Source organism: Pontibacter sp. LHS2 (assembly GCF_058932845.1).
This window is the reverse complement of the sequence record NZ_JBZYWG010000001.1, coordinates 1667598-1680896: the sequence shown is the minus strand read 5'-3', so window position 1 is coordinate 1680896 and position 13299 is coordinate 1667598. Positions and strand designations below refer to the sequence as shown.

Below are 13299 nucleotides of genomic sequence, written 5' to 3'. Positions count from 1 at the left end.
TGCGCGAGCTCCACATCTTATTGCTTGATCAGGGAGTAGGTATAGTTGCCCGGATTTGAGAGATTCAGGATCACTTCGTACTGACCAGCCTCTTCGATTTTGATGTTGGCTGCTCCATATTCCAGAAGAGCGTCGGCATTGTCATCCCCTAAGTTAATATTCCAAGCGTCATTAGCTCTAAACTTGATTTCACCTACTGACAGGTTAAGGGTCGCTCTCCATACCTGCTCTGCCGCATCGTAGGTCATATCCTTGTCATTATCCCAGCTGCCAGTCGCATCACCTATTACACCCCAGGTCGTTTTGATGGCTTCCCAGGTCATCTGGTTGGTATTGGCTTTAAGTAAATAATAGCCAGCACCGTTTACCTGCAGGTCTGAGGCTTTTGCCACAAGCGTACCTTTGTTGCCGCTGCTGGTACCTCCAAAGTCATTGTCCCAGTTCGGTGCCGGGTTAATTTTGAAATTGGTTTGTGCATCCGGGAAGTTTACATAGCCTTCATACACCCCGTTGTCATTCACAGACGATATTTTCGGTGCAGTGCCTGGGTTCCAACCCTGGTGGCTGCCCGGTACCCAAAGCGATGCATACTCGATGATGTCAAGGAATGGCGTCACGTCAAATGATACGACATTGGAGTAAGTAGGAGTAACATTATCAGCTACGGAAGACTCAACCCGTACCTGCACCGTGCTTTCGTTGTTAGGTGCCAGACCTAGTTGTGAAGCCAGTGTATTTAGCTCTGCTACAGTGAAGGTTCTGGTCAGCCTGCCTGGTGTCGCTTCTATTTCTCTGGCTGAGGCAAAGTCTCCACCTTCCGGAATAAACTGCAAGGTATAGGTAACGGCTGCTTGGTAGCCGTAGTCAGCGGCGGTCCAGTTCAGGGTCATGGCCTCTTCCTCTTTGGTATCAGGTGTCAGCTCTACACTATTGGCAGTGGCAGCCAGAGTAGGGACAGCACCCGGGCGTAGTACCAGTCGCTCTTCGTCTTTCTCGCAAGAGAACAGCACCAGCGACATGAGGCACAGGATGAATAACTTATTTATCGTGCTTTTCATATTTGATGATTTCAAAATGTGATTGATCTATCCGGAAGCTGGCCGGTGTAAGACCAGCCTCCGGTTTGTTCAGATTATCGCGTATAGCCCGGGTTCTGTGTCAGGTTCGGGTTAGCAGTCAGGTCCGTGCTTGGAATCGGGTAGAGTCTGCGGAATTCCTCCACACCCCTTCCCTCCGGAACGGCACCTTTCCACGGCCATACATAGGTAGCCGACGTAAACCTGTTGAAACGGATCAGGTCCGTTCTGCGGTGACCTTCCCACTTTAACTCACGTCCGCGTTCGTTGATGATGAAGTCAAGCGTCAACTGTCCCTGGCTGATCGTGCCGCCGTTGCCTCTGACAGTACCATTGGCATTGGTGTAGGCACGGGTGCGCAGTTGGTTTACATAACTCAGGGCGTCAGTTGTAGAACCGCCACCACCACGTAACACAGCCTCAGCATACATCAGGTATACATCCGCCAGACGGAACATCGGAAAGTCTGTATCCGGGTGGTTGCCGCTTGGGTCAGAACCCGCCTGGCCTGCTCTGTTCACGTTCTTGAATTTTGTGATCGGGTAGCCGTCTGTGAAAGTAAAGATGTCATCGATCTCCAGGTTCTGTCCGTCGGTATGGAACATGGCACGCTCATCCGGAGTGGCGTTGGTGCTTGGGAATAGCTCCACGATGTTCTTGGTAGTGCGCAAACCGCCCCAGCCACCGTTGATGCCGAATGCCGCTGCATTCATGTTGCCACCTACAGGCGCATGCACCAGGTAAGTCATACCGCCCCAGGTAGTGGTGCGCATGCCATCAAACGTAATCGGGAAAATGATCTCACTTGAGGTATGGTTATCAGCCAGGAACAGGTGGCTATACTCTGCCTCCAGTTGGTAGCGACCTGAGTCAATCACTTTTCTGGAGTAGGCCACGGCATCAGCATAACGGCCCTGACCAGTGTATACCTCTGCATTCAGGTATAGCTTGGCAAGCAATGTCCAGGCTGCAGCCTGATCGGCTCTGCCGTACTCAAAACCCGGCGCTCCCAGTTCATTCTCAATGGCCAGCAGTTCGCTTTCCACATAGCTGAACAGGTTAGCACGTGTCGTCTGCTCCGGGAAGAAAGAACCTACGCGGTCCTGCTCCGTCACAAAAGGCACGTTGCCATAGAGGTCAAGCGCATGCCAGTAACTCAGGGCGCGCAGGAAGCGGGCCTCTGCACGGAAGCGTTTCGCCTCTTCCAAGTTAGCGCCCGTAATACCACGCTCGCTTAGCTGGGCATCCTGTGTTTCGCGGATGAACTCGTTGGTAAGCGAAACCTGGTAGAAGATACGGTTATAAAGCGCTCGCAGGAATTCGTTGGCCGGTGTCCAGTCCATGTCGTGCAGGTCACGCAGGGTACCGTCGTTCCAGGCAATGATCGCCTCGTCAGTTGACAGTTCCTGTGCCTGCCAGTACTGACGCAGGTAGTTTGAAAAGCCTTCGTCGATACCGCTGATGTCCGGACGACCGGCAGGGCCTTGCTGACCTGTTACCGCATAGCCGGCATACATTTTAGCCAGGATGCTCTTGTAGTTGGCGAAGTCACGGTACACGTTAGCTGAAACCACATCGTACTTCGGCTCTATGTCCAAGCTGTGGTCGCAGGAAGCAGCTGTCAGAGAAAGGGCCCCTGCCAGTGCTATGTTTCTTATGTTTCTGAAATTCAGAGTTTTCATGATGGGATGCATTAAAGGTTAACAGTCAGACCTAGGGTATAAACACGCGGCCTTGGGTAAAAGTTATTGTCTATACCGTTGGCGATCTCAGGATCAAGACCGTTGTATTTGGTGATCACAAACAGGTTCTGGATGTTGGCATTCAGACGCAGATTCGCTTTCTCATTAAAGATACGGCCCACGTTGTAGCCAAAGTTGATGTTCTCCATACGCAGGAACGAAGCGTTCTCCATGTAGTAGTCAGAGAACAGCTGGTAGTTCATGAAGTTGGTCTCCAGCACGTTTGGCGATACGTTAGTCAGGTAGCCAGGGAACATAAAGCCACGGTAGGCGCCCGTATTAGAGTACACGTTGTTATACATGTAGTTGCCCACGCTGCCACGCATCACGATACCAAGGTCGAAGTTGCCGTAAGTCAGGTTAGAGTTAAAGCCCAGGAAGAAGTCAGGCTCAGGCTTCTTATACCGGTAACGGTCTGCTTCGCTGATAACACCGTCTTCGTTCAGGTCAGCATACAAGCCCTCGATTGGGTTGCCCTGCTCATCGTATACCTGCTTGTATACATAGAACACATCCGGTGCATATCCTACTGTTCTGATCTGAATTCTGTTATCAACACCACCGGCAATGGTACCTACAGGATATCCTTCAAAGTTAAGATCCTCGATCTTGCTCAGATTGGTAATCTCACGCTTTTGGTAGGTTCCGTTTACACCGATGCTCCAGTTCACTTTTTCATTGTCTATAGCCACAAAGTTCAGAGCTGCTTCCAGACCTCTTGTCTCCAGGTTACCTACGTTTGTGATCAGCTCATTCACGAGGTTAGTGCCTGCAGGAACCGAAACAAGTGCCAACAGGTCGCGTGTATCTTTAAAGAAGTAGTCGAGGCTACCGTTCACTCTGTTATTTACGAAGCCAAAGTCTATACCTGCATTGTAAGTGGTAGTTTCTTCCCACTTAATGTCGACGTCATATCCTTCAGGACGCAGCAGATTGTAGAACTGGTTGCCAAACTGGTATTGTGCGGTGTTGTCGCTAATGGTGTAGCGTGGTAGGTATGGGAAGAATGGACCAATGTCCTGCTGACCTGTAACACCCACACCTAAACGGAGTTTCAGTTCAGACACAGCCGGAGAGTTTCTTAGGAAAGCTTCTTCATTGATTCTCCAGGCCAGTGCCAGAGCTGGAAATGTACCCCAACGCACATCGTTACTGAAGCGTGATGTACCGTCACGGCGCACTGTACCTGTCAGGATATAGCGGTCGAGTAACACGTAGTTCAGACGGCCGAAGTAAGAGCGAAGGCGATAGATATCATTTGTTGGAAGTCCTGGTTCCAGGTCGCTGAGCGGTGACCCATCCGCATCAGTTGGGATAAACTGCGGACTTTCATTTTCAAACTCCTGGAACGAGTAACCGGCTGTCGCGTCGATGCGGCTGTTAATACCTGTCAGGTCTTTTACATAATTCAGGTAGAAGTCAGCCAGTGTGTTTTTCTTCTCCTGCTCGTACTCTGTTCTTCTACCATTGTTTGGAGCCTCCGGCGCAAAATCAGCTGGATAGAAAGTAGAGCCGCTGCTGTTAGAGCGATCAAAACCCAGGTTAAGGTTAGCTCTCAGATCCGGGAGGAAGTGAAGTTTGTAATCCAACTGCACGTTACCGATGTGGCGTTTCACCTCACCGCGGTCGTCACGCTGCTCCAGCATACTGAGTGGGTTGCGGGTGGCCAGCGGGTTATAGCGCCCGTTGGCATCCAGCCACTGGAAGTAACCGCCAAACTGGTCGCTACCAGACATGATAGGCTGTGTCGGGTCCATGGCCACGGCTGCTCCGATGGCGCCTTCGTCTGCGAACTTACTGTTGGTAATGGCACCTTTATAGTTCAGGTTTACTGTCAGGTGATCATCCAGGAAGCGTGGGTTCAGGTTCACACCAATAGAACCGCGCTTAAAGTTACCTGTGCGCAACACACCATCCTGATTCAGGTAGCCCAGCGATACACGGTAAGGCAGTATGCCCACCGAGCCGCCAACGCTCAGGTTGTTGTCTGTGGTATAAGCAGTCTGATAGATCTGGTCTTGCCAGTCCGTGTTCGCATTGCCCAGCAGTGCGATCTGCGAAGCAGTGCCTTGCTCGTTTACTACTTGACGGAACTCGTCAGCTGATAATACGTCAACCGTTTTGCCTACTTTAGAAAGCGAGTGCTGCGTTGTAAACGTAACATTCAGCTTCTGGCCGACAGTGCCTTTTTTGGTGGTGATGATGATTACACCGTTTGAAGCACGGGAGCCGTAAATGGCAGTAGCTGATGCGTCTTTGAGTATGTTGAATGTCTCAATGTCATTCGGATTCAGGAAACTGAGCGGGTTAGCCGATCCGGACACTGATGAATTGTCAAGCGGCACACCGTCAATTACGATAAGCGGATCGTTGTTGGCATTAAGAGAGCCACCACCACGGATACGGATGCGGCTACCAGCGCCTGGAGCGCCACCGTTTGGTGTGATCTGAACACCGGCTACCTTACCCTGAATCAGCTGCTCAGGTGTGGTGATCTGACCCTGCACAAAGTCTTCGGAAGAAATCGCGGTTACGGCACCTGAAATATCAGATTTACGCTGTGTACCATAACCAACTACCACAACTTCCTGAAGTGCCTGGGCATCAGGGCGCATGGTCACATTAACGGTGGACTGATTGCCAATGGCTACTTCCTGCGTGGTATAGCCAATAAAGGAAAACACAAGTGAACCGCCTGAGGCTGGTACAGATAGGGTATACTCTCCGTTAGCGTTCGTGGACGTGCCACGGGTAGTGCCTTTCAGTACAACCGTTACGCCCGGAAGCGTACCGCCATTCTCGTCTAGTACACGACCTGTTACCTGTACATCCTGCTGCACTTCAGTGCGCGGCTTGGCTACTACGGTTGTGGTGGTCGTGGAGGCAGGTCGTGCTTTCGATATAATGTAGACGCCTCTCACTTTCTTGTAAGCCAGGTTGTTGCTGGCCAGTGTGGTGCCCAGGAACTCATCCACGTTTTGTACGCCGTCTTTCTGCTCCGGCACGATCAGTTGCAAATCCTCAGCGAGACTGGCCTGGTATGAAAACTGTATGCCGTGTGAGTTCTTAAGATCATTGAGCAAATCTTTGAGCGACTTGGCCGTCAGGGCCTGTCCGGAGGTGTGGTTCACTGCAAGGTTCGGACCCGGGCCCGGATAACCCTGAGCGGTCCCCGGCACCTGAAAGCAGCTCAGGGCCACTGCCAGGCCAAAGGAACCTAGTCTCTTGGTAGATTTATTTAGCATAGATTATGGGGTTAATTTTATAGTGAGCTTATGTATATTGTGTTCTCTTTTTGGGTGATTTTCAGGTCAAATGTCTCAGCCAGTGTGTTAAGGATGTCATCGGACTTCTTTACTTCCAGGAAGGCGGTGATGCGCTGCCCGGGGAGCTCGTTGCCACTGAATTCAACTTTATAGCCATACTGCTGCTCGATCAGCGTGCCTACTTCACGCAGTGTGTAGTTGTCAAAATATATCTTGTTGTGCTGCCAGGCTGTGTATAGATCCGGTTCCACGCGACGATGGCTGAAGCCATGTGCTGCAGATACTGTTATAAGGTCGCCGGGCTGCATTTCTACCTGTTTGTTTTCACCGTTTTGTAGGGCGCTTAGCTTTACTTTTCCGCTTGCCAACACCACTCGGTCCTCCAGGTCGCGGTCATATACGTTAAATTCCGTTCCGAGTACATTAATTTGGGTACCCTTGCTGGTTGTGACGATAAACTGCTGTCTATTAGCCTGTTTTTTTACTGAAAAAAAGGCCTCACCACGCAACTGTACGGTTCGGGGCTTGTCTTTTTCCCACTTTTCAGGAATAGTTATACTAGAGTTTGCGTTAAGTACTATTACGGATTTGTCAGAAAGTTGGATAATTCGCTTCTCTCCATAAGTGGTGGCATAAGTGACCGGTTTGCTACTTTGCAGATTGAAAATGAGTGCGGCAGAGGCAAGCAGAACTACCATAACAGCTGCTGCAGATAACCAGGCATTGCGGGTTAGACCCCAAAGTGAGCGTACCCGACCATTGTTGGTTCCGCGCTCTTTCTCCTGACGAATGGCATCCTGTAACTGCGTCCATACCACTTCCACGTCATCGGAGCAACTCAGGTCATCGGCTTGTTCCTGTGAGAGCAAAAGCACTATACGACGCGCCTCAGCAAGTTCTGTTGCCTTTTCAGGATAGTGTTCGCTGAATTCGGACCAGTACGCCGTGCCTTCCTGCGTAGGGTATTTGACCCATTGTATAAAGTCATGGTCGGCTGCCAGTTCAGCGGCAGTGGCTGTTGCGTGGTTCATGTCGTGCTTCTTGTTGATGTGCAGTATAAGCTAATAGGGACGCTCTACATACAAGAGCCGGTAACAGTCAAAATTATCCCTTCATCCTACAAAAAAATTTTTATTTGTTGTAAGATGTTGATAATAAGCTAGATATTTTTTAAAAAAAAGAGTGTAAGGAGTAAGAGTGAACTCTTTGTGAGTAGCTGCTGGAGGCGGGCAATTGCCTTGTAGGTCGTTTTATATACGGAGTCTTGCCCGATGTTCATGATGGCGGCGATTTCATCATACTTAAGGTTGGCGTAGTATTTCAGGAAGATGACCTCACGCTGCCTGGCCGGTAGCTGGGAGAGAAGCTCCGCGATCCGCTGACGGGTCAGTTCGGCCGTTTGTAGCTGGATCATGGTTTGCTCGTGGGAGTCCTCGAGACCGAAGAGGTAATGTTCAGGCAAGGTTTCATGTTGTTTGGCGCGATTCCCCTTTTTAATGATCTCGTTTCGGATGGCCCTGAGGAGGTAATGCTGCACGTTGGTAGGGGTACCTACAGATTCACGGCTTTTCCAGAGCGAAAAGAACACCTGTTGCAAGCAATCGCGTATAAGCTCTTTGTCAGGCGTGATCCGGTTACCATAACGAAGCATAATAGGGGCAAAATGACGATACAGCAGCGAAAAATCATTCTCGCTTCCTGCTTTAAACCTGCCCCAAACTTCTTGCTCATCCATGCGCGATTGCACCGTTTTTGACACGGAGTACAACAATTATATTAGAATTTAATCGAAAATCATACCTTTAAGCTCTGAAAAATATCCAAGCTTATCTGGTGTTATAACATACAAATCAAAGAATAAGCGTATTTTAAGTGAATGCGTTTGTTGTTATAGCTTCAAGATCAGCCTGCGCGCTACTGTATACCTGAATTCCTTTCATTTATTATATCCCTTTATGGCAAACAAATACCTCTACCGATTTTTGGTGCTTTTCGTTTTCTTGGCAGGTATAACCTGGCAGGTACAGGCACAGGCAGTCCAAACTATACCTGAGTTCCCTAACGGCGACCAGGAGATTACCATCATTATTGATGTAAAGCAGGCAAAAGACGGTCGGGCCACGGGGCTGCTGGGTAAGACCGACGATGTGTACCTGTGGTCAGGCGCGGGAACAGTAGGCTCAACTGATGCTTTTCAGTATCAGCCGGCCGGTCAAACGAGTTTCAACCAGCCTTTTAATCCGGGCAAGATGACCTCGCTTGGGAACGACCGCTGGCAGATTAAACTCACGCCCCGAACATACTTTGGAGTACCCGCCGGCCAGACCATCGATAAATTGGGCCTGCTACTCAAGAATGGCAACGGCACTGCCCAAACCGAAGACTTTATTATCCAGATCTATGACGGAAGCCTGCAGATAGCCCTACGCGAACCTGAGCAGCGAAACTTTTTTGTGGAGGCCAACAGTGCTATACCTGTGCGGGCTGTCATCTCCAACAGTGCTAACGTAACCGTAAAGCTGGACAACACGGTTGTCTACAGCGCCAACAATACCGACGCTATACAGACGAGCATCAATGCTGGCAACCAGCAAGGTGTACTGCGCACTGTTACCATCGAGGCTAAGCAAGGCGAGGCCACTGCTACCGAAAGCTTTACCTTCCGTGTGAAGCCTCAACCGACAGTAGCAGCCCTGCCAAACGGTATGCAGGATGGTGTGAACTATACCGGTGCCACCAGCGCTACCCTGGTGCTGTATGCGCCACACAAGAGCTTTGTATATGCCATCGGGGAGTTTAACAATTGGGAGAGCAGACAGGAGTACCTCATGAAACGCACACCTGATGGCAACCGCTACTGGATCGAACTCTCGGGTCTGCCAGTGGGGCAGGAAGTAGCCTACCAGTACCTGGTGGATGGTACACTTGCCGTTGCCGACCCTTATACTGAAAAGATTCTGGACCCGGCTATGGACCAGTACATACCTGCCAGCACCTATCCTAACCTAAAAGCATACCCGGAAGGAGCCCAGGGCATCGTATCGATCCTGCAAACAAACCAGCAGAGCTATACCTGGAAAGTGACCGACTTTGAAAGGCCTGATCCGGAGAACCTGGTGATCTATGAACTGCATGTGCGTGACTTCATTGAAGCCCGCAATTACAAAGTGCTGGCAGATACGCTCACCTACCTGAAGCGCCTCGGCGTGAACGCCATTGAGTTGATGCCGGTGATGGAATTTTCCGGTAACGATTCCTGGGGTTATAACCCGATCTTCTTTTTTGCGCCCGACAAAGCGTATGGCACCAAGAACGACCTGAAAGCTTTCATAGACAAGGCGCACGAAATGGGTATTGCCGTAATTCTGGACATTGTGCTCAATCAGGCGGATTACGAGTATCCGTATGTGAAAATGTATTGGGACGGCAACCAGCCGGCTGCCAACAGCCCGTTCTTTAACCAGCGTGCCACGCATCCTTTCAGTGTGTTTTTCGATTTCAACCACGAGAGCGAAGCCACTAAGGCCCTGGTGGAGCGTGTGAACCGCCACTGGATAGAAGAGTACAACATAGACGGCTACCGCTTTGACCTCTCAAAGGGTTTCACTCAAAAAAATACCGGTGAAAACGTAAATGCCTGGAGTGCATACGATGCCAGCCGCGTCGCCACCTGGAAGCGCATTTATAACGAGATCAGAAGCTATGATGAAACGGCCTATGTAATACTGGAGCACTTTGCCGACAACCAGGAAGAAAAAGAACTGTCCAATTACGGCATGATGTTCTGGGGCAACTATAACCACGACTACCTCAATATGGCAAAAGGGGTACTGGCCAATCCGCAGGGGATTTCTTATAAAAACCGCTCTTGGGATAATCCCCATTTGATCGGGTACATGGAAAGCCACGATGAGGAACGCATTATGTATGACGTGCTCAACTACGGTAACCGCAATGGCAGTTACAATACCCGTACCCTGAGCACTGCCCTCGATCGTTCTAAACTGGCTGCCGCCTTCTTCTTTCCTATACCTGGCCCGAAGATGATGTGGCAGTTTGGAGAACTGGGTTATGAAGTTCCGATCAACGAAAACGGCCGTACTGGTAAAAAGCCAATCCGCTGGGAGTATCAGCAGCAGCCGGATCGTCAGAAGCTCTACCAGGTATACGCCGAACTGATCAAATTGAAACTGAACGAACCGGCTTTCAGCACCGACGATTTTGACCTGCAGCTGAGTGGTCACGTAAAACGCATCTCCCTTTATCATGAGGATATGCGGGTATTTATAATCGGGAACTTTGATGTGAAGGCACAGCCGATGAATGCTAATTTCCCGATTGCCGGGGTGTGGTATGATTATTTCACCGGTAGAGAAAACAACATCACAGACCCGGGTCAGGCAATGGAACTGCAGCCGGGCGAGTTTCATATTTATACCACCAAAAAGCTAGAAACACCGAAGCCAGGCCTTGTGCCATGGCAGGGTCTGGTGCTGTCAGCTGAAGAGGAACTGGCTGAAAGAGGTATAAGCGTATACCCGAACCCCATGCAGGAAGCTACCGTGTTGCACCTGGAAGGCGACTACCGTGGACCTGTGCAGGTACAACTAGTAGATATGACGGGCCGTCAATTGCAGCAAGTTCGTTTCCTGAAGCATCAGCATAGCCACCAGGAGCAGCTAAGGTTACAGCGTGTACCTGCCGGCATTTACTACATGCAGGTAGAGCAAGGCGGTAAAAAGTCAGTACACAAACTACTGAAGGTGCAAAACTAAACGAGGTACTCTATACCTGTCAGTTATTACCTCCTAAAAACAAAGCGCCCTGCTTCTAATATTGAAGCAGGGCGCTTTGTTTTGGTAGAGGCGTGGTTATTTTCTGAGTACCTTGATCATGGTGCCGGACTGGATCTGGTCGCTCAATTGCAGGCCATTGAGCACCGCCAGTTCATTGTGGCGGGCATCAGGGACATTGTTGCTTCGCAGCGCCTGAGCCAGTGTCGTGTTCTGCGATACCGTCACAATGCGAATGCGCTCCGGCTGTCGGTTCAATTTGTCAGGGTCTGACAGTTCACGGAAGCTTTGCATGCTGCTGCTGAATTGCTGAAAATACGTGTTGAAGTTCTGAGCCGTCGTGATTCCCATCAGGCTGTAAATATTCCCCCCGTATTGTATAAAGTAGGTGAGTGTGCGTAAAGGCTGCTGTTGCTGTTGCTGCTGTTGTTGCGGAGCAGGGTCTGCCACTACTGCAATGGCTGGCAGTCCGTTCACGGTTACTTCCTTGCTCTCCACAGGCTGTAAGTTGTAACGCTGCAACGCTTGCTGCGCCGCCTCTTTTAAGTTTGATCCGGGAACAAGGGTTAAGACCATCACAGCGCTTCCGTCTTTCGGTCCCATTTGAACCTGCTGCGGGGAGTTCTGGTAGCCCCAGTTAGCAGGCATGCCGTACTGGAACTTCAACACTGGGTGATAGAATACGTTGTTCTCCACAAATCCCTGTTTTGGGTCTTCTCCGTAGATAAGCCCGTCAATCATTTTGAGGTAATTGTTGCGGTTGATCTGCGCTTTGGTCAGGTTTTGTTTCTTCTTTTCCTCTGCAGCCAGTTGGTGCACTGTATTGTAACGGTCGCCCGGATCAGGGTGCGATGACAGGAAAGACGGCAGCGCCTGTCCGCTTTCTTCCTGCTTGCGCTGCAGTGTAAGGAAAAAATCAGCCATTTCCGTAGCGTCGTAACCAATCTTGGTCGAGTACTCGACACCCAGTCGGTCAGACTCACGTTCAGCATCGCGGCCATACTTGAGCATCAACAGCCCGAGTCCCTGCGAAACTTCCTGGCCATACTGAGCTACGGTTGGCGACAGGATCATACCGAGCAGCAGACCGCCCTGCGCCAGTATGGACTTGCTTTGCTGCTGGGCGGAGTGGCGTGCTGTGATGTGCCCGATCTCGTGCCCAAGTACTCCTGCAAACTGTGCTTCATTGTTGAAGTGGGCCATGATGCCGCGGGTGAAGTATACATAGCCACCTGGTACGGCGAAGGCATTGATCACTGGGGAGTCTACGATCTTAAATTCGTAGTTGAGATTGCTGCGATGTGAGATTTTAGCCATTTGCTGGCCTTTCTCGTTGATAAAGCGCTGCAGAGCAGGGTCTTCGTATAGTCCAAACTCCGCTACTATTTGTGGGTCGGCTTCCTTCCCGAGGGCAATCTCCTGGCTCTCTGACATGAACATCACGTCTTTCTTACCCGTTACCGGGTTGGTCTGGCAGGAGCTGCTTATCAGGAATACGGATGCCAATAATCCGGATATTATGTTTTTTCTCATATTTTTATCTTTTTAAGCCTCCCCATATCACCCGAAAGTCAGGTATATCGCAGAGACTGAATATGTAACAAGCAACGATAATACAATTTTTAAGTTGCGGCAAGAGCCTGTTACGCATTTTCAGGAGCGATTTGCTAACGGGTATAGTCCGGTATATTTTGACCCAAGATGATATCTCTTTTCGCGACCAGCAGGTTGCCTTCGCGGCTGAGGGCCATGATGCCGTTTCCACCCCGGCCATTGCGCGATGCACGTACTTGCTGCGTGAGCAAAGGGTCATCTTCAAACAGAAAATCATCCAGGTAGTATTCGTTCATGTCAGGTTCCTTGACGGTGATATGGATGTGGGCAGGCTCTGTTCTGGACGGGTAGGAACCGGGCTTAGTGGTATAGAATGTATACCTGCCATCAGCCCCAGTCCGGATCCAGCCTCTTAAATAACCGTGTCGCCTGGCCCAGCCTTCCTCTTTTCCCTTTTTAGGGTAAATCCCAGTTTCGTCTGTGTGGTAAATGTACAGGATCACATCCTGCGCCGGAGTTCTGCCATCGGGCAGGTAGACGGTGCCCGTCACTTTTAGCTTGTTTTGCGCAGTAGTTTGAAAAGCCGGAAGTGTATCAGTTGGGCTGAGCTGTTTATCGCCATACTCGTGCAATGCTTCGCATCCTTCACAAGGCCCTCCTATACGACGGGCAAGCTTTTGTGCTTCCCTGTTGTCCTGTGCGTGACAGCTGGCCGCAGTGATTAGCCAGAAGTATAGCAGAATCGTTTTTATCATGGATGTTGCAGAACAGGTATACTATCCTGTTTACGTATTCACTATGGTATAAGGCGAATTTGTTCATTCTCATTCACTTTGTTATTTACCTCTACAATCACCAATTTTGCCAT

Annotated in this window: 8 protein-coding genes; 1 reads left to right on the top strand and 7 read right to left on the bottom strand. The window is 50.2% G+C overall.

Going from position 1 to position 13299, the window contains the following annotated elements; all coding sequences use genetic code 11:
• Window positions 1–17 precede the first annotated feature (17 nt).
• From AC5FX6_RS07310 to AC5FX6_RS07290, 5 genes are all read right to left on the bottom strand, one after another.
• On the bottom strand, window positions 18–1058 hold the full coding sequence (locus AC5FX6_RS07310; protein ID WP_493596370.1) for a SusE domain-containing protein: 1041 nt from the start codon (window positions 1056–1058) through the stop codon (window positions 18–20).
• Window positions 1059–1132: 74 nt separating this feature from the next.
• Window positions 1133–2758, bottom strand: coding sequence for a RagB/SusD family nutrient uptake outer membrane protein (locus AC5FX6_RS07305; RefSeq protein WP_493596369.1), 1626 nt, complete (start codon window positions 2756–2758; stop codon window positions 1133–1135).
• A gap of 11 nt (window positions 2759–2769) precedes the next feature.
• Window positions 2770–6063, bottom strand: a complete 3294-nt coding sequence (locus tag AC5FX6_RS07300) for a SusC/RagA family TonB-linked outer membrane protein (protein WP_493596368.1) — start codon at window positions 6061–6063, stop codon at window positions 2770–2772.
• A gap of 17 nt (window positions 6064–6080) precedes the next feature.
• Entirely contained in the window at window positions 6081–7115 is a 1035-nt protein-coding gene (locus tag AC5FX6_RS07295) for a FecR family protein (protein WP_493596367.1), read from the bottom strand.
• 128 nt (window positions 7116–7243) lie between these two features.
• On the bottom strand, window positions 7244–7819 hold the full coding sequence (locus AC5FX6_RS07290; RefSeq protein WP_493596366.1) for an RNA polymerase sigma factor: 576 nt from the start codon (window positions 7817–7819) through the stop codon (window positions 7244–7246).
• A gap of 220 nt (window positions 7820–8039) precedes the next feature.
• Between AC5FX6_RS07290 and AC5FX6_RS07285 the strand changes: the two genes are divergently transcribed.
• Window positions 8040–10859 carry an alpha-amylase family glycosyl hydrolase gene (locus AC5FX6_RS07285; protein WP_493596365.1) on the top strand — a complete coding sequence of 940 codons (2820 nt, stop codon included), beginning with the start codon at window positions 8040–8042 and terminating at the stop codon, window positions 10857–10859.
• A gap of 96 nt (window positions 10860–10955) precedes the next feature.
• On the opposite strand, the gene AC5FX6_RS07280 is transcribed toward AC5FX6_RS07285, so the two are convergent.
• Together AC5FX6_RS07280 and AC5FX6_RS07275 are read right to left on the bottom strand one after the other, a co-directional pair.
• Window positions 10956–12410, bottom strand: a complete 1455-nt coding sequence (locus tag AC5FX6_RS07280) for a M48 family metalloprotease (protein ID WP_493596364.1) — start codon at window positions 12408–12410, stop codon at window positions 10956–10958.
• 134 nt (window positions 12411–12544) lie between these two features.
• Complete coding sequence (locus AC5FX6_RS07275) at window positions 12545–13186, bottom strand: dioxygenase family protein (protein ID WP_493596363.1); 642 nt, start codon at window positions 13184–13186, stop codon at window positions 12545–12547.
• Window positions 13187–13299: the final 113 nt, after the last annotated feature.